Origin of the sequence: Mesorhizobium sp. M4B.F.Ca.ET.203.01.1.1 (genome assembly GCF_004791025.1) — a bacterium.
Classification (GTDB): Bacteria; Pseudomonadota; Alphaproteobacteria; order Rhizobiales; family Rhizobiaceae; genus Mesorhizobium; species Mesorhizobium abyssinicae.
In genome coordinates this window covers 36,484-59,137 of sequence record NZ_SRUO01000025.1, presented here as the reverse complement: position 1 = coordinate 59,137, position 22,654 = coordinate 36,484, and the positions used below count along the sequence as shown (strand labels likewise).

Below are 22,654 nucleotides of genomic sequence, written 5' to 3'. Positions count from 1 at the left end.
AACGATGTTCATAAAAGGGAGAACGAACAAATGCTCAGTCTTCTCAGGACATTGCTGGACGGCGCCGGCGCCAAGGCCGAGGACCGGCTGAAGGACCAGTTCGCCGTCGATCTTCTCGCCCAGCGCATCCGCGATGCCGAAGCCGGCCTCGCCTGCGCCAAGCAGACGCTCGCCTCGCTGATCGTGCGTCAGCGCGCCGAACAGGCCAGCCTCGACCAACTCGACCGCCGCATTGCCGATCTGGAGACGCGCACCCGCAGCGCCCTTGCCGCGGGTGCCGAGGCCCTCGCCCACGATGGCGCTTCCGCCATCGCCGAACTGGAGAATGAACGCGAGGTCCGCCGCACCACCGTGCGCAGCCTGACCGAGAAGACCTTGCGCATGCGCCTGTCGCTGGAACAGGCGCACCGACGCATCGTCGACCTCAACCAGGGCATGATCTCGGCGCGTGCCATCGACGCCGAGCAGAAGGCGCAGCGCCGCCTCAACCGTTCCATCGGCCGGACAGCCAGCCTCAACGAGGCAGAGGCGCTGCTCGCCCGCATCCGGGAGCGCAGCGACCCGTTCGAGGAAGCCAGCATCCTCGACGAGATCGATGCCGGCCTCAGCCAGGAAGCCATCCGTGGCAAGCTGGAGGAGGCAGGCCACGGCCCTTCGACCAAGGTCCGGGCACAGGACGTGCTCGAGCGCCTGAAATCCACGCACTGATCCACGAAACCTACTTCACCAACCAAAGGGACAACGACAATGAACGCCAATCAGACATACATCATGTTCAATACCATCTCGGTCGGCATTGCCTATTTCATGCTTGGCCTGTCGCTGTGGCTCGCCCCGGTCGACCTGTCGACCAAGGGCTATTGGGGCATGGGCGTGCTCTTGCTCACCGGCAGCCTGGTCAACCTCGTCAAATACCGCACCGACGAGCGCGTCGCCGCCGAGACGACCGCCAAGATCGAAAAGGCGCGCAACGAAAAGCTGATCAGCGAATATGTCGGCAAGGAATGACGCCGGCAGGCACGTCCCAGATACGTGCGGCTCCAGCAACGAAAAAAGCCCGGATCTTCCGGGCTTTTTTGCGTGGGGTGCTGGCGGCTTCAGCGGCGCGACAGCGCTTCAAGCGCCGCGGCGGCATCTTCCAGGATGCTCATCGCCTGCGCCTGCTTGTCTTCCGGCGCGTCGACGATTTCGCTGAGCGCCGCGCGCAGCCGGTGGCGCACGGCACGGAACGCATCGCGCTTTTCGTGGCGCCCGCGATGCCGGCCGCCCTCCTCGCTATCGTCGTTCCAGCCGAACCAGTCGCGCGCCTTGGCCATCTTGCGGCCGAAGCGTTCGAGATGGTCGAGCACGTGGTCGATCATCTCGCGGTTCTCGTCGAGATGCGCCTGTCCGGCCTCGGTGATCGAGAACACCTTCTTGTTGCCCTCCGCCGAGGAGATGGCATAGCCCGCCTCTTCCAGGAAGGTCAGCGTCGGATAGACCACGCCCGGGCTCGGGCTGTAGATGCCGCTGGTGCGCTCCTCCAGCGCCTTGATGATGTCGTAGCCGTGGCGCGGCGCCTCGGCCAGCAGCGACAGCGTGATCAGCTTGAGATCGCCGTCGGCCAGCATGCGCCCGGCGCGGAACATGTCGCCCGGGCCGCCGCGGCCGCCGCCCCGCATGCCCGCTCCGAACGGACCGAAACCGCCGCCGCGACCGCCGAACTTGCCGGCCATATGCAGGAAAGCGCGCTCGGCGCGCTCGCCGAAAGGATGATGTCTGTGCATGGATTGCTCCTTGAGTTATGTCTTACGATATATCTCAATTAGGCACGCCGCCTCGTCGAGTCAAGATATATCTTACGTTGTATCTGAAAACAGCACCAGCGGGATTGATTTCGCTAACGCCCGCCGCTAGAAGGCGCGCGAGGGTCGACGACCGCTCCGTAAGCGTCTGACGTCAAGCAACGCATCCATCCCCGGTCGTTCCGGGCAATTGCGCCGCAAGCGGCCAAAGGATGCCTATGCGCTCGACCGGACACTTCAGGGAAAATCCCAAATGCCCACGACCCGCAAGCGCGGCAGACTGCCCGCGCGCTATGCCGCTGTTCTCACTCCGCTGGTGCTGTCGCTGTTGATGACCTTCATCGTCTCGTTCATCTCGACGCTGAAGAGCCTTGGGCTTCAGCCCGGCCTGCCGGCCGTCTGGCTGACGGCCTGGGGCCTCTCCTGGCTGGTGGCGTTTCCGACGCTGATCATGGTTCTGCCGGTGGTGCGCCGCATCGTCGGCTGGCTGTGCGAACCCGCCTCCAGGTAGCCGGCAAGGCCCGGACCCGGATCCGGGCCTACCCTCATCGGCGAGCCCGTCGTCTACCAGCGGCCCTTGCGCCGGTTCCAGGCGTAGAGAAGATCGGCGAAGCGATCATAGGCAAAGCGCGTCAGCGGCAACGCAACCGGATTGCCGAACAGTGCCGCCAGCCAGCCTTCGCCCGGCGTCCTCCGCCACACCGCGATCGCGACGTCGGCGCCGACCAGCAGCCTGCCCTCGGCGTCGGTGGCGTGCAGGCGGCGGCGGATATCCTCCAGCGCAGCGCCGTATCCGGCGAGCGCCGCCGGTTCGAGATTGATGTCGCGGAATTCGATCCGGCCCGCCTTGACCGCCTCGACAAGCCGGCGCTTCTGCCTGCCGATGCCGGCGTCGCAGACCGGGCAGCGCGTGTTGTACCAGACGGTCAGCAGGGGCTTCGACATGGCGCGACTATCGGCGAGGCGGCACGGCCCCGCAATATGACGCAGCGCCACGCAGACCCGCGACGCGCCGAGCGCTACCCGAGCGAAGTGATGATCTCGCGATAGGCGAATTCCGGAAATGCCTTCAGGGTCCGTGTCCTGACACTGCCGCCTGCCGCCAGCATCAGCGCGAAGCGCGCGATCACCGCGTCGTCCGGCGCCTCGACCACGGCCACCATGTCGCAGTCGCCCATGGTCAGATAGAACGCCTTGAACGATCCGCCCATCTCGCCCAGCTGTTTCTTGGCGGCATCGAGCCGCTTCGGTGACTCGCGCACATTCCTTGCGCCCTGCTCGGTCCAGTTGAGGAGCAAGATGTAAGTCGTCATGGCATACCTCCCTCCGGCGCCACGGAGCACGGCTCGGGTCATCGACCTTCCACCGGGGCGGGCATCCGGTTTGTCGCCCGGAAAACGCATCCGACGCGCGAAGTATCCTCCTGGCAGCTGTCACGGGCAAGAGCAGCAGAGCCATCGACCAGAATGAAAAAGGGCGCCAATGGCGCCCTTTGGATTGCGATGGCTTGCCTGCCTCAGCTGTCGAGGAAGCTTCTCAGCTTGCGCGACCGGCTCGGGTGCTTGAGCTTGCGCAGCGCCTTGGCTTCGATCTGGCGGATGCGCTCGCGCGTCACCGAGAACTGCTGGCCGACTTCTTCCAGCGTGTGGTCGGTATTCATGCCGATGCCGAAGCGCATTCTGAGGACGCGTTCCTCGCGCGGCGTCAGCGAGGCGAGCACGCGGGTCGTCGTTTCGCGCAGATTGGCCTGGATCGCGGCGTCGATCGGCAGGATCGCCATCTTGTCCTCGATGAAGTCGCCGAGATGCGAATCCTCCTCGTCGCCGACCGGCGTTTCGAGCGAGATCGGCTCCTTGGCGATCTTCAGCACCTTGCGCACCTTCTCCAGCGGCATGGCCAGCTTCTCGGCCAGTTCCTCCGGCGTCGGCTCGCGGCCGATCTCGTGCAGCATCTGGCGCGAGGTGCGCACGATCTTGTTGATCGTCTCGATCATGTGCACCGGAATGCGGATGGTGCGCGCCTGGTCGGCGATCGAGCGGGTGATCGCCTGCCGGATCCACCACGTCGCGTAGGTCGAGAACTTGTAGCCACGGCGGTATTCGAATTTGTCGACCGCCTTCATCAGGCCGATATTGCCTTCCTGGATCAGGTCGAGGAACTGCAGGCCGCGGTTGGTGTACTTCTTGGCGATGGAGATGACGAGGCGCAGGTTGGCCTCGACCATTTCCTTCTTGGCGATCGCCGCTTCGCGCTCGCCCTTCTGCACCTGGTTGACGATCTTGCGGAATTCCAGGATCGAGATCGCCGTTTCGGTGGCGAGGTTCTGGATCTCGGAACGCAGATCGCGGATCGCGTCCTTCTCGTTCTTGGTGAATTCCTTCCAGCCGCGCGAGGTCAGGTTGGCGATCGAGCGCGTCCAGTTCGGATCGAGCTCCGAGCCCTGATACTCCTTGAGGAATTCCTCGCGGCGCACACCGTAACTTTCGGCCAGCCGCAGGAGCTTGCCCTCGTTCTGCACCAGGCGCTTGTTGATGTCGTAGAGCTGCTCGACCAGCGCTTCGATGCGCGCCGTGTTGAGCGACAGCGACTTCACCGCCTTGATCAGCTGATCCTTCAGCTCCTTCAGCCGGCGGTCCTGGCTGGGCGACAGCGTACCGGCCGCGGCCAGCCTGTTCTCGACCTGCTGGTCCTGCAGCTTGCGCAGCTTCTTGTAGGTGTCGGCGATGACGTCCAGCGTCTCCATCACCTGGGGGCGCAGTTCCGCTTCCATCGCCGCCAGCGACAGGCTCGCCTCGTCCTCGTCGTCCTCGTCTTCCTCCAGCCCGCGCGTGTCGCCGCCGACATTGGTGATGTCGTCTTCCTCGTCGCGAGCGGCGGAGCGGCCACGCGGCTTTTCGTCCGCCTTGGGGGCTTCCTCGATTCGCTCGACCACTGGCGCCTGCTTGGCTTCGGGTCCGGCATAGGTGGCTTCGAGGTCGATGATCTCACGCAGCAGGATCTTCGATTCGTTGAGCTCATCGCGCCAGATGATGATGGCCTGGAAGGTCAGCGGGCTTTCGCAGAGCCCCGCGATCATCGTCTCGCGGCCGGCCTCGATGCGCTTGGCAATGGCGATTTCGCCCTCGCGCGACAGAAGCTCGACCGAGCCCATCTCGCGCAGATACATGCGGACCGGATCGTCGGTGCGATCGGTCGGCTCCTTCTTGGTGGTCGTGGTGGCGACGGCGGTGCCGGTCTGCTCGGCGAGTTCGTTGGCGTCTTCCTCGGCGTCCGCGCTCGTATCGGCGGCCTCAGACTCCTCGCCCTGCTCGTCGTCCTCGACGACATTGATGCCCATGTCGGAGAGCATCGCCATCGTGTCCTCGATCTGCTCGGAGGTCACTTCCTCCGAAGGCAGCACCGAGTTCAGCTCGTCCATCGTAACGTAGCCGCGCTTCTTGGCGGCCTTAATCATCTTCTTGACAGCATCATCGGAAAGGTCGAGCAGAGGGCCATCGGTGGCGCCTTCGCGTTCGGTCTCGACCTCTTCCTTTTCCTTTGTCGCCATTCTTTGTCGTCTCCAAGCGGCCTTAAAGCGGAGCCGCGTAAGCTGCAGTGCCGGTCAAATCGGATGCGCTCGCACCAGAACGCTCTTCACCGGGCCAGTAACCGCATCTCTCGTTAAGTCCAGATTAACCCTGATATCTGTGGCAGGCCTTTTGCCCGTCCAGTGACCAGTACCCGGCATCTCTCAATTTTCCCGTCGACGCCTGGCACGGGTTAATATTTCGAATCGTCCTGATTCCGCCATTCTGCCAGAAGGTCAAGCGCCTCTCGCATGATTCGCATGAAAAAAGCGAATCAATTACCCGACTTAGAGGCGTCGATTCGACGCGGGGACATTTCCATTTCGCTCTTTGGACGGAGTTTGGACCCTATACGCGCCCGACTCTGCCCGAGGATACGCCAAACCCTTCGATCAGCGCTTCCGTTGCCTGTACATCGTTGAATTGCGCCTGAATCTCGATCAGATGCCGGAAATTTTCGTCCGAGGGATCCGCGTCGAGCGCTGCCTGCGCCTGTTTCAGCTCTCTATGTAAGGTGCGCGCGCTGCGCTGCAAGTGCAGCGCCTGGTTGAAGGCGTCGCGGGCATCCTCGAGCGCGGCGGTTTCGAGCGCCGGCCACTGCCGCGCGCGCTTGATCAGTTCCACCGCCCGCCCCCAGATGCCGCCGCACCCGGCCCGCTCAATCGTGGCGATCACCGCGCCGCGCTCGTCGGCGGCATCATGCGCCATGGCGTCGAGGATCGCGGCGTGCAGTTTCTTCAAGTCGGCATTGGCAAGGTCGAGGAATTCGACATGGGCGAAATTCTCGTCGATCAGCGGCGGGTGGTTGACGAGCGCCACGATGATCGTCGCCTCCCGCACCGACATGCCCTCGCCGCGCTTGACCAGCGCCGACTGTCCGAGGCTCTCGGTGATGGCGATGCGGCCGCTTGCGCCCTTGGCGAACTGTCCGCCGGGCGCCTTGCCCTGGCCGCGCTCCCCCGGCCGGCCGCCATCATGACGACCCTGCCGCGGGCCGCGCTGCGAGCCGAAGAAGCTCTGTTCGCGCTCGCGCATCTCCTGCTGGTAGTGATAGCGCGTGCTTTCGTCGCGGATGCGGCTGGTCAGTTCACGCAGCGTCTTTCCCAGTTCCGCCCGCCGCTCCGGCGTGTCGAAAACGCCGCCCGCCGTCTCGCGCATCCACAACAGGTCCACCAGCGGCCGCGCATCGGCAAGCACCGCGCGGAACGCGTCCGGCCCCTCGGCCTTGACCAGATCGTCGGGATCCTTGCCTTCCGGCAGCAGCGCGAAACTCGCCGAGCGCCCGGCCTGTACCGACGGCAGCGCAAGATCGGCGGCACGCCATGCCGCCTTCAATCCGGCCTTGTCGCCGTCGAAGCACAACACCGGCTCCGGCGCCATGCGCCACAGAAGCTCCAGCTGGTTCTCGGTGAGCGCGGTGCCGAGCGGCGCCACGGCATTCTCGAAACCGGCCTGCGCCAGCGCGATCACGTCCATATAGCCTTCGACCGCGATCACCGTACCGCCCTTGGCCAGTGCCTTGCGGGCGCGGGCGAAATTGTAGAGCACATTGCCTTTGTGGAAGAGCTCGGTATCGGGCGAGTTCATGTATTTGGCGAGCGCGTCGGGCGCCAGCGCCCGGCCGCCAAAGGCGATGATCTTGCCACGCGAATCCGGGATCGGAAACATGATGCGGTCGCGGAACCAGTCGTAGGAGACCGGGATGTCGTCGCCATGCCGCACCAGCCCGCAGGCCTCGATATCGGCCTTCGGCACGCCCTTGGCGGCAAGATGCTCCTTCAGCGCATTGCGGCTGTCCGGCGCATAACCCAGCCGAAACGACTGCTGGGTCGCCGAGGTCAGACCACGCTCCCTCAGATAGGCGCGGGCCTTTGCGCCTTCCGGCCCCTGCAACCGCTCCTGGAAGAAGGCGGTCGCCATCTCCATGACATCGGTCAGACTGGCGCGTTCCTTCTCGCGCCGTTCCTCCTGTTCGTCGCGAACCGGCATCGGCACGCCGGCCATGTCGGCGATCTTCTCGACCGCCTCGGGAAAGCTCATGCCGTCGAGCTCGGTCAGGAACTTGAAGTGGTCCCCCGACACCGAGCAGCCGAAGCAATGGTAGCGGCCCTTCTTGTCCTCGCAATGAAAGGACGGGCTCTTCTCGCCATGGAACGGGCAGCAGGCCCAATAGTCGCCGCGCGATGCATTGGTCTTCTTCCTGTCCCACGCGACGCGCTGGCCGATGACCGAGGAAATCGGCACACGGTCGCGGATCTCGTCGAGGAAGGCGGGCGGAAAGCGCATCGGGAAACTCTTTTCCCGTCCATATAAGCACGCTTGCCGGACCGCACGACCCCAAATACGGACGATGCCCGGTTTCCACAGGGCAAAAGGAAAGCGGCCGTCGCCGGCCGCCTTCTTCAAAACGCAGCTCAGTGCTGGCTGGCTTACTGCGCGGCGATGGCACCAAAGATGATGCCGGAGAAGATGCTGACCAGCACATAGTCGTTGCCGACGCGGATCCACTCCTGGCCAGGGCCCGGACGGCGCAGGCCATAACGGCCGTAATTGCGGATCGGCTGGTGCCGCTTCCAGCTGGAGTACTTCTGCCCGTTGCGCCAATGACTGCGCTTCACCACGACCTTCTTCTTGATGACGCGCTTCCTCACGTCGACGTGCTTGCCGGGCTGCTGCCAGTCGACCTGGCTATAGTTCGACTGCGGCGCGACCGGCGCATTGAGCGGCGCGGCCTGGCCCGAGACGGACGTGGCGGCCAGCATCGAGGCGGCGACGGCGGAAAGAACGAGACGTTTCATCACGGGTACTCCTTGGTTGTCGATGCACAAGCAATAGGGTGCCGGGGATGAACCGAAACTGAATGGTAGAATTACAATTATGTAATGATTTCTTGCATTTAGGATGCCAAATTCAACATCGTCGTCAGATGGGGCGTTTGATAGGCGCGGGAGCGCCGGGCGGCATGCCGCCACCGGGCCGGCGGGCCATGCAACCAAATCGCCGTCCATCCATTTCCGACACGCCCTGTCGTGCGCCAACCGTCGCCCGACGGTCAAAATCTATTATCCGGCTAAAGTAAATCGGCGTATTCTCGGTTCTGAAATGTCTATGATTCGCACCCTCTATTGCCTGGTCGACGGTTCGGCTCGCGCGCAGCGCGCGCCCGTCGGATCGCGAGATCGCGCATGAGCGGTTCCGTCGTCCTTCTGCATCTTGCCGGCGCCGTGGCGCTGATGTTGTTCGCCACCCGCATGGTCAAGACAGGCGTCGAGCGCGCCTATGGCGATGCGCTGCGCCACAGGCTGCGCGCCACCATGCGCAATCCGCTGATGGCGGTTCTGGCCGGCTGCGGCCTCTCGATCGCGCTGCAGAGCTCCACCGCCGTGACCTTGCTGGTCGGCTCCTTCGCCGGCGCCGGCATCGTCTCCGGCATGTCCGGCCAGTTGGCCGTGCGCGGCGCCGAGATCGGCTCGGCGCTGGTGGTCAAGCTGCTCACCTTCGACCTCTCGCTGCTGGTCCCGGTATGCCTGGTCGCCGGCACCCTCATGTTCATGGCCACCGAGCGGCGCGACTGGCGCCAGTCCGGTCGCATCCTGGTCGGCATCGGCCTATTGCTTCTGTCGCTGGAGATGATCGGCCAGGCCTCGGAACCGCTGCGCCAGAGCACGCTGATGCCGATGATCGTCAACTATTTCTCCGGCGATTTCGTCACCGCCTACCTGCTTGCCGCGCTGGTCACCTGGCTGTTCCATTCCTCGATCGCGGCCGTCCTGCTCCTGGTGACGCTGGCTGGCCGCGGCTTCATCCCGCCCGAGCTCGGCATCGTGCTGGTGCTTGGCGTCAATCTCGGCTCTTCGATCATCGCGCCGCTGCTCACCCGCAACGCCGAGCCCGGCGTGCGCGTCGTGCCGGTCGGCAACCTGCTGATGCGCGGCATGGGCTCGCTGGTCATGCTGATCCTGTTCATGACGCTGAAGCCGCCGGTCGGCTTCCTCGGCGCCAGCGTCCCCGACCAGATCGTCAACGCCCACATCCTGTTCAATGTGATCGTCCTGCTCGCCGGCCTGCCGCTCGCCAGCCTCGTCTACCGCGCCTCGGAGAAGATCGTGGCGCTCGGCGCCAAGCCGGAGCAGGCTTCGGCGCTCGACATCGTCGAACTGTCGGCGCTCAACGAAAGCGCGCTTGATACGCCGAGCCAGGCGCTGGCCAACGCTACCCGCGAGGTCGTGAGGGTCTGCGAGACCGTCGAGATCATGCTGAAGCGCATCATCGAGCTCTACGAGAGCGCCGACGCCGACAAGATCAAGGCGCTCGCCGCGCTCGACGACCGCGTCGACAAGAAACACGCGGCGATTAAGCTCTATCTGGCCAAGGTCACCAAGAACCCGATGAGCGAGGACGAGGCGCTGCGCTGCCAGGAATTGATCGGCGCCTGCGTCAAGCTGGAGCAGGTCGGCGACATCATCGTGCGCAACATGCTGGTGCATGTCAGGAAGAAGCTCGAGCGGGGGCTGGAGTTCACGCCCGAAGGCTGGCGCGAGCTCAGCGCCTTCCATGCCTCGGTGCTCGCCAATGCGCGCCTTGCCTTCAACGTGCTGGTCTCGCGCGACCCCGAGGCCGCCCGCCAGCTGGTGCTGGAAAAGGACCGGCTGCGCGACCGCGAGAAGGAAACCAGCGCCAGCCATTTCGTGCGGCTGCGCGACGGCACCGCCAAGAGCGTCGAGACCAGCTCGATCCACCTCGACACCATCCGTGACTTGAAGCAGATCAACTCGCTGCTCGCCTCCATGGCCTATCCGGTGCTGGAAGAGCGTGGCCTGCTCGGCGGTTCAAGGCTGAAGGCGGGCTAGGTCGATACCGGGTGCGGCGACATCACCTCAGTCCCATCAGAATTTGTCTTTGCTCATCCTCTCGTCTCTCGGCTAAGGATCGTGTGAGGTCTACTGGGAGGATGATCGGCGACGGACACCCATTCACGCAGCTTCGCCAAGGCGCTTTCCTGGCGCGCCACCGGCACCATCGACACGATGATCATCTCGCTGGTGGTAACGGGCAGCGTCAAGCTGGCCGCCGCCATCGGCGCCACCGAGGTCGTCACCAAGTCATTGCTCTACTATCTCCATGAACGGGCATGGCTGAAAATCCCTTACGGCAGGAAGACGGCCTTCCTGGCCCCATCGGCAGCTGACCGACCGGATTGAGCCGGTCAAGAAAAGCTAAAGCGGCATCGACATTTTCTGCATTGCCGGCGGCGCCCATCCATGGTTTGAGGCCATCTCATTTGGGATCGCTTGCCGCGCCATGCTTCCTCTCATTGCCCTGTTCATCGCCGCCTTTGCCTTCGGCACCACGGAATTCGTCATCGCCGGCGTGCTGCCGCAGGTCGCCGGCGGCCTCGGCGTTTCCATTCCTACTGCCGGTTACCTGGTCTCCGGCTACGCCTGCGGCATTGCCGTTGGCGGTCCGCTGCTGGCACTCGCCACCAAGACGATCTCCCGCAAGACCCTGCTCATAGGCCTCGCCATCGCCTTCACCATCGGCCAGGCGGCTTGCGCGCTGGCGCCTGACTTCACCTCGATGCTGCTTCTGCGCATTGCAGTCGCCGTGGCGCACGGCGCCTATTTCGGGGTCGCCATGGTGGTGGCCGTCGGCCTCGTGCCGGAAGACAAGCGCGGCATGGCGGTGGCGGTCATCCTGTCCGGCCTCACCGTTTCCAACGTCATCGGCGTGCCGGCCGGAACCGCGATCGGCAACCTCTGGGGCTGGCGCGCCACTTTCTGGGTGATGGGCGCGCTGGGCGTGGCGGCAATTGCCGCCATGCTTGCTTTGTTGCCCCGCACGGCGGGTTCGTCGAACAGCCCCGCCAGCCTTTCGCACGAGGTCCGCGTTCTGGGACGTCAGCAGGTCTGGACCTCGCTCATCCTGATGCTGATGCTGATGATCGGCCAGTTCGGCCTGTTCACCTACATCACCCCGACCTTGCTCGAAGTCACCGGCCTCGATGAGAGCCTGGTGCCCTGGGTGCTGCTGCTCAATGGCGTCGGCGCAACCATCGGCGTCTTCCTCGGCGGCAAGCTGGCCGACTGGAAGCTGATGCCGTCGCTGATCACCATGCTGCTCCTGCAGGCGCTGGTGCTTGGCGTCATCTATGCCGTCAGCCCCTACCCCGTGCCGATGGTCGTTGCGATCGTCATCTGGGGCGGCCTCAACTTCGCCATCGGCGCGCCGATCCAGACCCGCATCCTGGCCTGGACGGCGGACGCCTCCAATCTCGCCTCCTCGCTCATCCCCTCCGGCTTCAATGTCGGCATCGCGCTCGCCGCCTCGCTGGGTGCGGCCATGCTCAATGCCGGCTACGGCTACCGTAGCCTGCCGGTGGTCGGCGCGCTGGCCATGCTGGTCGCGGTCGCCGTGGCGGTGGCCTCGCAAGTCTGGGAAGGGCGCAGCCGCGTGGCGCCGCCGCTGCCCGCGGCAGCCGAGTAGCGACGCCTCGGCCACGGCGCCAGAAGACACGGCAAAACAACGCGTTGTCGCGCCCTCCTGAATCAGATCGTCAGGCTGCCATCGTCCGCTATAGATCGATGCGGAAGCGCAGGCTCTCGGCGCCGCCATAGGCTGCGTCCTCGAAGAAGCGGCCGACGTGCCTGCCGCCATTGGCCAGGATCACCTTGTGCGAGGCCGAATTTTGCGGCTTGGCGGTGATCTCGACAAAGGGCAGGCCGACCGCCCTCGCCTCGTCGAGCATCAGCCGCAGCGCCTCGGTCGCATAGCCACGCCCTCGCTTCCACGGCACCACCGCGTAGCCGATATGACCGAGAACATGCGAGGGAAGCGCCGCCGTACCGGGCTGCCAGCGGAAGCCGATCGAGCCGGCGGCCTCGCCGTCCCAGATCCAGCGCCGGAAGCCGGGCAGCCGTGGCACCGTCGTGCCGTCCGGCAGCGTGATCGGCAGCCCCCTGCCTCCGGGATCGTCGAGACCGGCGAGGAACGCAAACGGGTCCTGTTCGATGGCGGCGAGCTGCTCTCGCGTCGCTTCCTCAAGCCGCACATTGTCCGGCGACCAGCCGCGCTCCAGCGCCGCCTTGTAGGACGGCAGGTGTTCGAGTGCTGGCTTGACGATTTCAACCATGATGCCATTCCGGCTTTGGGGTGGGCAGCTAAACTAGAAGTGTTTCGCAGATTGGCGCGAGACCTTTTATGATCGCCTCCAGGTGATTCATCGCAAGACACAATGCGTTGACGGGGATGAGTTGGTGCGGTTGAGATCTGTTCCGCTGGGTGTGGCTATCCTCAGCCTCCTTGCCATTGTCGTCACCTTGACGGCTTCGCCTCGATCTTTCGCCGCCCTGCAACCGTCCGGCATTCCGGCCTGGCTGCAGGCCCATGTTGGCGAGGGCGATGGCCAGATCGCAGAGGTCGTTCTGGAGCGGGCGCGCGCGCTTTACCTGAAAAAAGTGGCCGCCGGCGCCGTCAGCAACCCCTGCTACTTCGCCATGGATGCGACGCGCCCCGGCGATCTCGGCAACGGCGTGCTGGGCGCCGCTACTACATCATCTGCGAAGCCAGCCAGTCGTTTCACGCGATCTCGTCGGGCCACGGCGGCGGCCGCAACCTGAAAGGCACCGTCGATTTCTCAAACGGCAGGCGATGCGCCAGGAACTTCGGCAATGCGATGGATTCGGAATTGACCGCCGGCGGCGCCTACATGACCCGCGAGGCGAAAACCTCGTTCAAGGGCTTCTATCGCACCGGCGCAAGACGGGACACGGCTTTCCTGCGCACCTTCATCCAGTTCGACGGCGAAGGCGAAGCCGCCAATGCCAGGCAGCGCGTGATTGGCGGCCACGCGGCCCAGGTTCTGCGCGGCATGTGCCTGCGCAAGAACCCCAACAGCTCTTACGCCGACCATGACGGCATGGTGCCGTTCGGCAAGCTGGTGGACTATGCCGGCGGCCGCAGCAATGGCTGCACCAGCTGGTCGGCAACCGATGCCGCGCAGCTCATCGCGATGGTCAAGGGCAACCCGACGACGCTCTACATCTATCCGGAATCGGGAGACATCGCCGCCGTGGCGGGCGGCCGTTCCGCTTCGGGCGCCTACTGGAACGCATCCTGCCTGAAGGATATCGGCAGGCCGAAATTCTGGCCGAGGAAGACCCTCGAGCCGATCATTGCCCAGTACAAGAAGGACCATCCGGCGCCGCCGCCGCAGCCGCTGCCGATCTGCAAGGGGTCGTGAGGCCGCCTCCCCCGTGAAGCGGGCGAGCGCAGGTTACTGCAACAGCCCTTTGACGATGCTGCTCGCCTTGCCGAAATCCATCTGGCCGGCATATTTCTGCTTCAGCGCGCCGATCACCTTGCCCATGTCCTTCTGGCTGGCGGCGCCCGTCGCCGCGATCGCCTCGCGTGCCGCAGCCGTAACGGCGGCATCGTCGAGCTGCGTCGGCAGGAAGCCGCGGATGATCTCCATCTCGCCACGCTCCTGCGCGGCCAGTTCCGGCCGCTTGCCGTCCTCGAAAGCCTTCGCCGATTCCTCGCGCTGCTTCACCATCTTGGCCAGGATCTGCAGGATCTCTTCTTCGCTCGCGGCCGGCTTGCCGGCACCGCGATTGGCGATGTCGCGGTCGTGGATGGCGGCCTGGATCAGCCGCAGAGTGGGCAAGCGGTGCTTGTCCTGCGCCTTCATCGCGCTCTTCAGGGATTCGGCGATTTTTTCGCGCATCGTGCTCTCTCCTTCGAACGGCGCGGACAATAGCTTTGCCCCGCGCGCAAAGCAAATCCAGGCAAGCCACTGATATTGCTGGAGAAACAAAATCGGGACTGGTTTCCGGCCACCGCATTGACCGCTTTGGCGCCTTCGCCTATGTACTCGGTCCTGCATGAGACAATGAGTTCATGCCGCCCAAAAGTGCATAGCGGTTTTGGGAAAACGGCATGAGCGAGAAGAACTGACGCGCGGAAGCCGCAGAAATCGCTGCTCCGCGCCGTTTGCTGCGCAGTTGGTCCCAGACCCGCTGTAACGCAGCCTTACAGGAGTGCCGCCATGGCGACGACGACTGCCCCTTGGAATACCGAGAAGCCGACCGCGCTTTTGGTGCTTGCCGACGGCACCGTCATCGAGGGTCGCGGCCTCGGCGCCACCGGATCGGCGGTCGCCGAAGTCTGCTTCAACACCGCGCTCACCGGCTACCAGGAAATCCTCACGGACCCATCCTATGCCGGCCAGATCGTCACCTTCACCTTCCCGCATATCGGCAATATCGGCACCAATGACGAGGACATCGAGGACCTCAACCCGGCCGCCCGCGCCGGCGCCGTCGGCGCCGTGTTCAAGGCCGATGTCACCAACCCGTCCAACTACCGCGCCGCTGGCCATCTCGACCAATGGCTGAAGAAGCGCGGCATCGTCGCGCTTTCGGGCATAGACACGCGCGCGCTGACCGCGCTGATCCGCGAAAAGGGCATGCCCAATGCCGTCATCGCGCATGCGCCGGACGGCGTCTTCGACCTCGACGATCTGAAGCGGCGCGCCGCCGCCTGGTCGGGCCTGATCGGCCTCGACCTCGCCAAAGAGGTCACCTCGGGGCAATCCTCCGTCTGGCGCGAGACGCCCTGGGTCTGGAACGAAGGCTTTGGCGAGCAGGCCGAGCCGTCGCTGCACGTCGTTGCTATCGACTATGGCGTCAAGCGCAACATCCTGCGTCTGCTCGCCGGCCTCGGTGCCAAGGTCACCGTTGTGCCGGCCAAGACCGGCGCCGAGGAAATCCTCGCCATGCAGCCGGACGGCATCTTCCTCTCCAACGGTCCCGGCGATCCGGAAGCGACCGGCGACTACGCGGTGCCTGTGATCCAGGACCTGCTCAAGACCGAAATCCCGGTGTTCGGCATTTGCCTTGGCCACCAGATGCTGGCGCTGGCGCTGGGCGGCAGGACCGCCAAGATGCATCAGGGCCATCACGGCGCCAACCATCCGGTCAAGGACCACACCACCGGCAAGGTCGAGATCGTCTCGATGAACCATGGTTTCGCGGTCGACGCCGACTCGCTGCCGGAAGGCGTCGAGGAGACCCATGTCTCGCTGTTCGACGGCTCGAACTGCGGCATCGCGCTCACCGGCCGTCCGGTGTTCTCGGTCCAGCATCACCCCGAGGCCTCGCCCGGCCCGCAGGATTCGCACTATCTGTTCCGCCGCTTCGTCAACCTCATCCGCGAGAAGCGCGGCGAGCCGGCGCTGGCCGAACGCGCCTAGCAGATCAAACTTCTCAAGCCGGATCGGTCACGGCCTCCTGCGCGTGCATGCGCTCGACCTCCTTCGGCGTCGGCTTGGCGACTTTCGTGACGAAGACGATCACCGCCAGGGTGAGGAAGACCGCACCCAGCAGATAGGGCGCGCCGCCGAACACGACCGGGGCGTTCGGACCGGTGAACCACGAGAAGATCCCCGTGTAGAGCAGCGGTGTGATGATCGATGTGATCGAGAAGATCGACGTCATCGCCCCCTGCAGTTCGCCCTGCGCCGAAGGCGGCACCTTGGCCGCGGCAAGGCTTCTCAGCGGCGGATCGGCCAGTGCCTCCAGGCAGCCGACGACGATCACCGCATAGATCATCCAGCCCTGTGAGGCGAAGGCATAGCCGAAGGCGCTGAGCGCGGTGAAGGTCAGGCCGATCGCCGCCGTCCTCCACTCGCCGAGCTTCGGGATAACGCGCGGCAGGACGGTGGCCATGACGATCGCCCCGCACAGGCCGAAGGCGCCGAGCGACAAGCCGATCTGTTGCTCGCTCCAGCCATAGCGATAGTTGGACACGAACGACCACACCGCCGGGTACATCATGTGTCCGAGCGTCATCAGGAAGAAGACTAGGCCGATCCAGCCGATGCCGTGGTAGTTGCGCATCTGGATGAGCGTGCCTACCGGGTTGGCGCGTTTCCACTCGAAGCGGCGGCGATGCTTGTCGTCGAGCGTCTCCGGCAGCAGGAACAGCGCGATCAGGAAATTCACGAACGCAAGCCCGGCGGCAAAATAGAACGGCACGCGCGGCCCGAACGTGCCGAGCAGCCCACCCAGGACCGGGCCGATGACGAAGCCGACGCCAAAGGCGATGCCGAGCAGGCCGAAATTCTTCGCCCGGTTCTCATCGGTCGAGATGTCGGCGATGAAGGCGGAGGTCGTCGAATAGCTGGCGCCGGAGATGCCGGCCAGCAGGCGCCCGATGAACAGCATCGGGTAGGTCCAGGCGATGGCGCAGATCAGATTGTCGATCGAAAAGGTGAGCACGGAGGCAAGCAGCACCGGCCGCCGTCCGAAGCGGTCGCTCAACCCGCCGATGACGGGAGCGAACACGAACTGCATCGCCGCATAGGCGAAGAACAGCCAGCCGCCCTCGATCGCCGCCTCGCTGACGCCGACCCCCGTCAGTTCCTGCAGATAGGCCGGCAGCACCGGCATGATGATGCCGAAGCCGATAATGTCGAGCAGCAGCGTCGTGAAAACGAGCGCAAGGCCCCGCCTGGCGGTCTTGGGGTCGATCATGATGGTGTCAAGCTCCTCGGCCGCCTTGCAGCAAAGGCGGGTGCACCTTATAGGCGAGCCCGCCACCAAGAACAATGAGGGAACGACGGCAACTGCCTCATCCTGACATCAGTTGCCGCGATGGCCGATGCCGATCGCCGTAGCAGGAACCCCGATGCGCCGCCTCAGATCGGATTGTTGAACGTGTCGCAGTCCGAGAGCTTGCCGCTCTTGTAGCCACGAGCCAGCCAGGTCTGACGCTGCTGCGATGTGCCGTGGTTGAAGCTTTCCGGCACCACGTAGCCCTGCATCTTCTTCTGCAGCGTATCGTCGCCGATCTGCTTGGCGGCATTGAGAGCGCTCTCGATGTCGCCCTGTTCCAAAATGCCCTTCTGCGCGGTGTAATGCGCCCAGACACCGGCGAAGCAGTCGGCCTGCAGTTCGACCTGCATCGACATGTGGTTGGCGTCGGCCTCGCTCATCCCCTGCCGCATGTTGTTGAACTTGGGCAGGATGCCGGTGAGGTTCTGCACATGGTGGCCGACCTCATGCGCGATCACATAGGCCCGGGCAAACTCTCCGGAAGCGCCGAACTGCTGGTCGAGCTGCTGGAAGAACGTCATGTCGAGGTAGACCTTGTGATCACCCGGACAATAGAACGGTCCGGCCGCAGCCGAGGCGAAGCCGCAGGCCGAGCGTATCTGGCTGCTGAACAGCACCAGCTTCGGATCTTCGTAAGTCAGGCCATTGGCCTGGAAGATGCCTTTCCAGGTGTCTTCGGTTTCGGCAAGCACGGTCGAGACGAACTGCTTCATCTCGTCGGAAGCCGGGGCCCCCGCGCCGCCACCTTCGCTGCCGCTGTCGTCGGTGATCTGGCCGCTGCTGTCGCCGCCGCCCAGTATCTGTGACGGATCGAAGCCGAAATACCAGCCGGCCAGCACAACCAGGATGACGATGAAGATGCTTGAGCCGCCGCCGGTGCGGCCCCCGATCGGGATGCGGAACTGGCCCGGGCTGCCGCCGCCGAATCCGCCGCTGCCACCCGTGTCGCTGCGCTCGTCCTCGACATTGTCACTCTGACGGCGGCCTCTCCAGAGCATGGCAACTCCTCGCGATGCGAATTTCCAAACGGCCAGGCCGGCATCCTGGTGCCAATCAGACCCAACAAACAATTATCCCAATGGTTGCAGCAAGTCACAGCATTTTTCGCTCGCAAACCGGCGCTGGAATGGGCGGCGCAAGGCCTGTAGCATGGCGCCGGACAAGGGGATGCGAGGGGCGCTTGCGGACGATCGGCCGTTTCCTGTTTCTGCTGGTATTGGCCGGTTTCGGCGCTGGGGCGGCGCCTGCCGCCACGCTCGATTCCAGCGTCGCCGTCACCGACCCCGCGACCTTGCAGGCGCTCGAGCGCGGCGGCCTGTCGATCAGCCGACTGCTCGGCCCGGCGATCGGCCTGACGCGCGACGTCGACAATCGCGGCCTGTTTTCGGTGCGCGCGCTGACCCCGGTGCGCAATGCGGTCAAGCAGGAGATCGCCGACGAGCCCGCGGCAAGTCCCGATCCCTATGTCGCGGGACTGGCCAAGTCCAAGGACACGAGCCAGAAGTTCAATCCGAAATACATCGACGACAACGGCTCGACGCTGGACCTCACCGGCGTCGTCAACCGCATGGATCGCGGCTATCTCGGCCACACCGAATGCGGCGAGATCCGGCTGATCTACCGTTTCCACTATTCGGTCGAGGAAAAGCCCGGAGAGCGGGTCTCCTCGCGGCTGCCGCTGACGATGAGCCTGGTCTTCAACGCCAAGCCGACTGCCGCGACGGGGCGCGCCTCCAAGGATCGCCCGCGCGCCGCCGATGGGTCCTGCGCCGACGTCGCCAGGCGCTGGCTGGCGGCCGGCGGGAAGGACCTTGCGCCCGAGCAGCTTGCGGCCTGGCTGCGCTCCGACGAAGGCCCGCTGTCGGGCGCCATGCTCAATTCCTCGCAGATCATGCGGGTCGAGCTCAACATGCAGGTGCTGCGCCTGTCGGCCTCGACCCGCCGCGATTTCGGCGGCCACGCCGAATATCTGCTGAAGATCTTCAAATGGGATCCGGCCACCGCCACCTTCCAGGAATCGCGGATGGAGAACCAGATCGACCGCAAGACGGTGCTGGCGGACCGGCAGGCCTTCGCCAAATGGCTGCTCACCGACCGCAACATCTACGATCTCGATCGCGGCCGGCTGATCGTCGACGATAAATTCCTGGCGACCAGCGCCGTCTCGGTAGCGCCTGGCGGCATGGCGCGCTCGCAAAACAACATCGCCTATGGCCTGCTCGATGATGCCGCCGTCGACAAGGCGCTGAAGGACTATGTCGCCAGGGGCAACGCGCTGCGCTCCATAAAGTCGGTGGCCGGCTTCAATCTGCGCCTCAACGAGATGAGCTGCACCGGCTGCCACCAGACCCACGGCATCGCCGGTTTCCACTACACCGGCGCCGATCCGGCCAGCGAGCCGCGGCGCAACGCCGTGTTCGTGCCGGGCTCGGCGGTCTTCTTCGCCGACCTGCCGCGCCGCCTGGCCATCGTCGAGCAGTTCGCCGCCGGCGAGCATCCCGATTTCAGCAAGGGCTTCGCCGCCCGTCCGGATGCGAAATTCGCCGACGCCCTGAAAGGCACCGACCTCTACAATGGCTGGGGCTCGATCTGCTATCGCGGCACGGATGAAAGCTTCAAGGACTGGACCTGCGGCGAAGGCCTGCGCTGCGCCGGCGTCCACGAAAGCGCCATCCATCCGGGCTTCGGCACCTGCGTCAGCGAGGCCGGAACCGCGGTCGGCGACACCGTCGAGTTCGGCGAGATCAGGATGTCGAAATGGGGCAGCGACCAGTATTGCCGCCTCTCGCCGGCGACGGCGAAAGCCTGCGCCATCGACCCGGCCAGGGACAAGAAGCCGCCGATCAAGCTTGCCGGCTATGGCGCGGCGCGCCAGCGCTACGACAACCCCGAGCAGAAGACCGGCGGTTTTCCGGGCGGCATGCTGCGTAAGGCCAGTTGCGACAAGCTGCCCGACGAGGCGAGTTGCGGGCGGCTCGCCAAGACCGGCTTCAACGACTGCATCGGCTCCGGCAAGGACCACAAATATTGCACAAGGGAATTCACCAAGACCGCCGGCCTGCGCGCCTGCGACAAGACGCATCCCTGCCGCGAGGACTATATCTGCACCGCCGGCTATGAAGACCTGGCCGAGGCCAAGCCCGGCAAGGGCACCTGCATCCCGCCCTATTTCATCTTCCAGTTCCGCGTCGACGGCCATCCACGCAGCTGGGTGCAGGACACCGAGGAGTGAACGCGCCGGCTGGAATCTTCAAGGCTTCTGCTTGCTGCCGGCGCTCTTGCCGTCGGAACTTTTCGAGCGCTCCTCGAAACGCGCCGCGCCCTTTTCCAGCGGACGGCCGGTCTCGGCTTCGGTCTTGCGCTCGTCTTTCGCCGCCGCCTGTCTCAGTCCCTTTGCGGCCTGCTTGCCCTTTGCGGTCGGTGCCTGTTCAACGCCCATCTCTTCCTCCCTGGCGCGGCTATCGCGCCGAAGAGCAACGTTCTGGACGTATCGGGGTTCCGGGGTTTCGCCCGCCAAGCACGGCGGCTGACGAGGCTCAGCGCGGCGCGATCATCGCCTTGCGGAAGGCTTCGAGCGTCTCGGCGCTGACATGGTGCTCGATGCCCTCGGCGTCGATGCGCGCCGTCTCGGCGCTGACGCCGAGCGAGCGCAGGAAGGCTTCCACGGTCTGGTGGCGGATGCGGCTTTCCTCCGCGACCTTGCGGCCGGCCTCGGTCAGGAACACGCCGCGATAGGGTTTCCGGGAAACCAGTCCGTCGGCGCAGAGCCTGGTCAGCATCTTCGCCACCGTCGGCTGGGCGACGCCGAGCCTGGCCGCGATGTCGACCTGCCGCGCCTCGTTGCCATCCTCGATGAGGTCGGCGATCAGCTCGACATAGTCCTCGACGAGCGCGCCGCGGCGCGCTTCGCGCGTCTGCCGGAAGCCCTCCGAATGGACATCGGCGTCCGGAAGCGGCTCTTCGCGTCGAACCGGTCTGTTCCTTAGCGCCAATGCGCGGCCCTCTAAACAACGTTGAATCGGGCCCGTAGTCATAGCACGGAGCCCGGCTGGTCTGGCCGTTTATTTGCATTCCGCGGCAGGCGCAACGGGGTCAGGAGCCTGGTCGCTCCGCCCGTTGGCATCGTCGCAAAAGCATAAACAATGAAATATAGCCTATTGCATAATGTTGAGCCGTGGCATAGATAAGGGCCAACCTCGACCCTTTCCAGCGGAAATCCCTGATGTCCGACGCAGAAGCCGTATCCAGATCCGCGTGGCGTTTTGCCCGGCCTGACGAGGACGAACAGCCCAGCCTGCGTGAGGTCAACGCCTCCATCACCGTGCCGCAGACCGGCATCTGGTTCCGCCGCCTGTTCGCCTTCATGGGCCCGGGCTACATGGTTTCGGTCGGCTATATGGACCCGGGCAACTGGGCAACCGACCTCGCCGGCGGCGCCCAGTTCGGCTATACGCTGCTGTTCATCATCATGCTGTCGAACCTGATGGCGATCCTGCTGCAGGCGCTTGCCGCCCGGCTCGGTATCGCCACCGGCCGCGACCTCGCCCAGGCCTGCCGCGCCTACTATCCGCGCTCCGTCAACTTCCTGCTGTGGATCGCCTGCGAGTTGGCCATCATCGCCTGCGATCTCGCCGAGGTCATCGGCACGGCGATCGCGCTGCAGCTGCTGTTCGGCATCCCGCTGATCGGCGGCGCCATGCTTGCCGCGCTCGATGCCTTCCTGGTACTGCTCCTGATGAACAAGGGCTTCCGCTATCTCGAAGCCTTCGTCATCGCACTTCTGATCATCATCTTCGGCTGTTTCGCCATCCAGATCTTCGCCGCCGCACCGCCGGTCGGCTCGATCCTGCATTCGATGTTCGTGCCGTCGCCCGAGATCGTCACCAATCCGGCGATGCTCTACATTGCCATCGGCATCATCGGCGCCACCGTCATGCCGCACAATCTCTACCTGCACTCCTCGATCGTGCAGACCCGCGCCTATGAACGCACCGACCGGGGCAAGCGCGATGCGATCAAGTGGGCGACCACCGACTCGACCATCGCACTGGTCCTGGCGCTGTTCGTCAACGCCTCCATCCTGATCGTTTCGGCGGTGGCCTTCCATGGCACCGGCCATCAGGACGTCGCCGAGATCGGCCAGGCCTTCGAGCTCTTGTCGCCGCTGCTCGGCCTCGGCATCGCCTCGATCCTTTTCGCCGTGGCGTTGCTCGCCTCCGGCCTCAACTCAACGGTCACGGCGACGCTTGCCGGCCAGATCGTCATGGAAGGCTTCCTGCGCCTGCGCATCCCGCAATGGGCCCGCCGCCTCTTGACGCGCGGCATTGCCATCGTTCCGGTGGTGATAGTCACCGCGCTCTACGGCGAGAGGGGCACCGGCCAGCTGCTGGTGTTCAGCCAGGTGATCCTGTCGATGCAGTTGCCCTTCGCGGTCATTCCGCTGGTGCAGTTCGTCTCCGACAAGAACAAGATGGGCAATTTCGCCATCCCGCGCGCGGTCGCCATGCTCGCCTGGGTCGTCGCTGCCGTCATCCTCGTGCTCAATTTCAAGCTGCTCTACGACACCATCGCCGGCTTCGGCTGAGAACAATGCACGTCGCCCAAGAGTGCGCTGCGGTTTGGGACGACGACATGCATGAAAGCAAGCGACTTGAGGCGTGCCGCCTGAATTCCTCCAGGCGCGGCACGCCCG

Annotated in this window: 20 protein-coding genes and 2 pseudogenes; 10 read left to right on the top strand and 12 right to left on the bottom strand. The window is 64.8% G+C overall.

Features of this window, described 5'->3' with window-relative positions; genetic code table 11:
- Positions 1-30 precede the first annotated feature (30 nt).
- Together EN846_RS32045 and EN846_RS32040 are read left to right on the top strand one after the other, a co-directional pair.
- Positions 31-708, top strand: a complete 678-nt coding sequence (locus EN846_RS32045) for a PspA/IM30 family protein (protein ID WP_127391800.1) — start codon at positions 31-33, stop codon at positions 706-708.
- A gap of 39 nt (positions 709-747) precedes the next feature.
- On the top strand, positions 748-1,008 hold the full coding sequence (locus tag EN846_RS32040; protein WP_126058794.1) for a YiaA/YiaB family inner membrane protein: 261 nt from the start codon (positions 748-750) through the stop codon (positions 1,006-1,008).
- An 89-nt stretch (positions 1,009-1,097) separates the two neighbouring features.
- Here the strand turns inward: EN846_RS32040 and EN846_RS32035 are convergent, their stop codons facing one another.
- Positions 1,098-1,766 carry a PadR family transcriptional regulator gene (locus EN846_RS32035; RefSeq protein ID WP_127308809.1) on the bottom strand — a complete coding sequence of 223 codons (669 nt, stop codon included), beginning with the start codon at positions 1,764-1,766 and terminating at the stop codon, positions 1,098-1,100.
- A gap of 271 nt (positions 1,767-2,037) precedes the next feature.
- Between EN846_RS32035 and EN846_RS32030 the strand changes: the two genes are divergently transcribed.
- Positions 2,038-2,295 carry a DUF2798 domain-containing protein gene (locus tag EN846_RS32030; RefSeq protein ID WP_127391801.1) on the top strand — a complete coding sequence of 86 codons (258 nt, stop codon included), beginning with the start codon at positions 2,038-2,040 and terminating at the stop codon, positions 2,293-2,295.
- Positions 2,296-2,348: 53 nt separating this feature from the next.
- Here the strand turns inward: EN846_RS32030 and EN846_RS32025 are convergent, their stop codons facing one another.
- The 5 genes from EN846_RS32025 to EN846_RS32005 all read right to left on the bottom strand — a co-directional run bounded on the left by EN846_RS32025 (position 2,349) and on the right by EN846_RS32005 (position 8,148).
- On the bottom strand, positions 2,349-2,729 hold the full coding sequence (locus EN846_RS32025) for a DCC1-like thiol-disulfide oxidoreductase family protein (protein WP_187331430.1): 381 nt from the start codon (positions 2,727-2,729) through the stop codon (positions 2,349-2,351).
- Positions 2,730-2,803: 74 nt separating this feature from the next.
- Positions 2,804-3,097 (bottom strand): GYD domain-containing protein, encoded by a 294-nt coding sequence (locus tag EN846_RS32020; protein WP_127284282.1) that lies wholly within the window; start codon positions 3,095-3,097, stop codon positions 2,804-2,806.
- Positions 3,098-3,300: 203 nt separating this feature from the next.
- A complete protein-coding gene (gene rpoD / locus EN846_RS32015) occupies positions 3,301-5,331 on the bottom strand; it encodes an RNA polymerase sigma factor RpoD (protein WP_127391802.1) in 2,031 nt (676 codons plus the stop codon).
- A 367-nt stretch (positions 5,332-5,698) separates the two neighbouring features.
- Positions 5,699-7,636 (bottom strand): DNA primase, encoded by a 1,938-nt coding sequence (dnaG, locus tag EN846_RS32010; protein WP_135859043.1) that lies wholly within the window; start codon positions 7,634-7,636, stop codon positions 5,699-5,701.
- Between the two features lie 143 nt (positions 7,637-7,779).
- Entirely contained in the window at positions 7,780-8,148 is a 369-nt protein-coding gene (locus tag EN846_RS32005) for an RcnB family protein (protein ID WP_127284902.1), read from the bottom strand.
- Between the two features lie 387 nt (positions 8,149-8,535).
- Here EN846_RS32005 and EN846_RS32000 point away from each other — a divergent pair, with 387 nt between their 5' ends.
- The 3 genes and pseudogenes from EN846_RS32000 (at position 8,536) to EN846_RS31990 (ending at position 11,833) form a co-directional block, all read left to right on the top strand.
- Positions 8,536-10,200: a Na/Pi cotransporter family protein gene (locus EN846_RS32000; RefSeq protein ID WP_135914092.1), complete on the top strand. Its 1,665-nt coding sequence runs from the start codon at positions 8,536-8,538 to the stop codon at positions 10,198-10,200.
- Between the two features lie 147 nt (positions 10,201-10,347).
- Positions 10,348-10,551, top strand: a pseudogene (locus tag EN846_RS31995) (DUF2061 domain-containing protein); the annotation flags it as partial.
- Positions 10,552-10,651: 100 nt separating this feature from the next.
- Positions 10,652-11,833 carry an MFS transporter gene (locus tag EN846_RS31990; RefSeq protein ID WP_127393205.1) on the top strand — a complete coding sequence of 394 codons (1,182 nt, stop codon included), beginning with the start codon at positions 10,652-10,654 and terminating at the stop codon, positions 11,831-11,833.
- An 88-nt stretch (positions 11,834-11,921) separates the two neighbouring features.
- On the opposite strand, the gene EN846_RS31985 is transcribed toward EN846_RS31990, so the two are convergent.
- Positions 11,922-12,479 carry a GNAT family N-acetyltransferase gene (locus tag EN846_RS31985; RefSeq protein WP_127393204.1) on the bottom strand — a complete coding sequence of 186 codons (558 nt, stop codon included), beginning with the start codon at positions 12,477-12,479 and terminating at the stop codon, positions 11,922-11,924.
- A gap of 124 nt (positions 12,480-12,603) precedes the next feature.
- Here EN846_RS31985 and EN846_RS31980 point away from each other — a divergent pair.
- A pseudogene (locus tag EN846_RS31980) lies at positions 12,604-13,589 on the top strand (hypothetical protein).
- Positions 13,590-13,622: 33 nt separating this feature from the next.
- Here EN846_RS31980 and EN846_RS31975 read toward each other — a convergent pair.
- A complete protein-coding gene (locus EN846_RS31975; protein ID WP_127284896.1) occupies positions 13,623-14,072 on the bottom strand; it encodes a GatB/YqeY domain-containing protein in 450 nt (149 codons plus the stop codon).
- A 321-nt stretch (positions 14,073-14,393) separates the two neighbouring features.
- Between EN846_RS31975 and carA the strand changes: the two genes are divergently transcribed.
- Positions 14,394-15,599: a glutamine-hydrolyzing carbamoyl-phosphate synthase small subunit gene (gene carA / locus EN846_RS31970; protein WP_128346341.1), complete on the top strand. Its 1,206-nt coding sequence runs from the start codon at positions 14,394-14,396 to the stop codon at positions 15,597-15,599.
- Between the two features lie 13 nt (positions 15,600-15,612).
- On the opposite strand, the gene EN846_RS31965 is transcribed toward carA, so the two are convergent.
- Both EN846_RS31965 and EN846_RS31960 read right to left on the bottom strand, forming a co-directional pair.
- Entirely contained in the window at positions 15,613-16,881 is a 1,269-nt protein-coding gene (locus EN846_RS31965; protein ID WP_127393218.1) for a TCR/Tet family MFS transporter, read from the bottom strand.
- Between the two features lie 164 nt (positions 16,882-17,045).
- Entirely contained in the window at positions 17,046-17,960 is a 915-nt protein-coding gene (locus EN846_RS31960) for a neutral zinc metallopeptidase (protein WP_127393219.1), read from the bottom strand.
- Positions 17,961-18,142: 182 nt separating this feature from the next.
- Between EN846_RS31960 and EN846_RS31955 the strand changes: the two genes are divergently transcribed.
- On the top strand, positions 18,143-20,194 hold the full coding sequence (locus EN846_RS31955) for a hypothetical protein (RefSeq protein WP_245493360.1): 2,052 nt from the start codon (positions 18,143-18,145) through the stop codon (positions 20,192-20,194).
- A gap of 18 nt (positions 20,195-20,212) precedes the next feature.
- Here EN846_RS31955 and EN846_RS31950 read toward each other — a convergent pair whose 3' ends face one another.
- Entirely contained in the window at positions 20,213-20,401 is a 189-nt protein-coding gene (locus EN846_RS31950; protein WP_127393220.1) for a hypothetical protein, read from the bottom strand.
- 97 nt (positions 20,402-20,498) lie between these two features.
- Positions 20,499-20,954, bottom strand: coding sequence for a manganese-binding transcriptional regulator MntR (gene mntR / locus EN846_RS31945; RefSeq protein WP_187331431.1), 456 nt, complete (start codon positions 20,952-20,954; stop codon positions 20,499-20,501).
- A gap of 230 nt (positions 20,955-21,184) precedes the next feature.
- On the opposite strand from mntR, the gene EN846_RS31940 reads away from it, so the two are divergent.
- A complete protein-coding gene (locus tag EN846_RS31940) occupies positions 21,185-22,546 on the top strand; it encodes an Nramp family divalent metal transporter (protein WP_128346340.1) in 1,362 nt (453 codons plus the stop codon).
- Positions 22,547-22,654: the final 108 nt, after the last annotated feature.

Excerpts from the sequence above, each read along its gene's own strand:
- EN846_RS32045 (WP_127391800.1), top strand. The coding sequence starts at position 31 with ATGCTCAGTCTTCTCAGGACATTGCTGGACGGCGCCGGCGCCAAGGCC.
- EN846_RS32040 (WP_126058794.1), top strand. The coding sequence starts at position 748 with ATGAACGCCAATCAGACATACATCATGTTCAATACCATCTCGGTCGGC.
- EN846_RS32035 (WP_127308809.1), bottom strand. The coding sequence starts at position 1,766 with ATGCACAGACATCATCCTTTCGGCGAGCGCGCCGAGCGCGCTTTCCTG.
- EN846_RS32030 (WP_127391801.1), top strand. The coding sequence starts at position 2,038 with ATGCCCACGACCCGCAAGCGCGGCAGACTGCCCGCGCGCTATGCCGCT.
- EN846_RS32025 (WP_187331430.1), bottom strand. The coding sequence starts at position 2,729 with ATGTCGAAGCCCCTGCTGACCGTCTGGTACAACACGCGCTGCCCGGTC.
- EN846_RS32020 (WP_127284282.1), bottom strand. The coding sequence starts at position 3,097 with ATGACGACTTACATCTTGCTCCTCAACTGGACCGAGCAGGGCGCAAGG.
- rpoD (WP_127391802.1), bottom strand. The coding sequence starts at position 5,331 with ATGGCGACAAAGGAAAAGGAAGAGGTCGAGACCGAACGCGAAGGCGCC.
- dnaG (WP_135859043.1), bottom strand. The coding sequence starts at position 7,636 with ATGCGCTTTCCGCCCGCCTTCCTCGACGAGATCCGCGACCGTGTGCCG.
- EN846_RS32005 (WP_127284902.1), bottom strand. The coding sequence starts at position 8,148 with ATGAAACGTCTCGTTCTTTCCGCCGTCGCCGCCTCGATGCTGGCCGCC.
- EN846_RS32000 (WP_135914092.1), top strand. The coding sequence starts at position 8,536 with ATGAGCGGTTCCGTCGTCCTTCTGCATCTTGCCGGCGCCGTGGCGCTG.
- EN846_RS31990 (WP_127393205.1), top strand. The coding sequence starts at position 10,652 with ATGCTTCCTCTCATTGCCCTGTTCATCGCCGCCTTTGCCTTCGGCACC.
- EN846_RS31985 (WP_127393204.1), bottom strand. The coding sequence starts at position 12,479 with ATGGTTGAAATCGTCAAGCCAGCACTCGAACACCTGCCGTCCTACAAG.
- EN846_RS31975 (WP_127284896.1), bottom strand. The coding sequence starts at position 14,072 with ATGCGCGAAAAAATCGCCGAATCCCTGAAGAGCGCGATGAAGGCGCAG.
- carA (WP_128346341.1), top strand. The coding sequence starts at position 14,394 with ATGGCGACGACGACTGCCCCTTGGAATACCGAGAAGCCGACCGCGCTT.
- EN846_RS31965 (WP_127393218.1), bottom strand. The coding sequence starts at position 16,881 with ATGATCGACCCCAAGACCGCCAGGCGGGGCCTTGCGCTCGTTTTCACG.
- EN846_RS31960 (WP_127393219.1), bottom strand. The coding sequence starts at position 17,960 with ATGCTCTGGAGAGGCCGCCGTCAGAGTGACAATGTCGAGGACGAGCGC.
- EN846_RS31950 (WP_127393220.1), bottom strand. The coding sequence starts at position 20,401 with ATGGGCGTTGAACAGGCACCGACCGCAAAGGGCAAGCAGGCCGCAAAG.
- EN846_RS31940 (WP_128346340.1), top strand. The coding sequence starts at position 21,185 with ATGTCCGACGCAGAAGCCGTATCCAGATCCGCGTGGCGTTTTGCCCGG.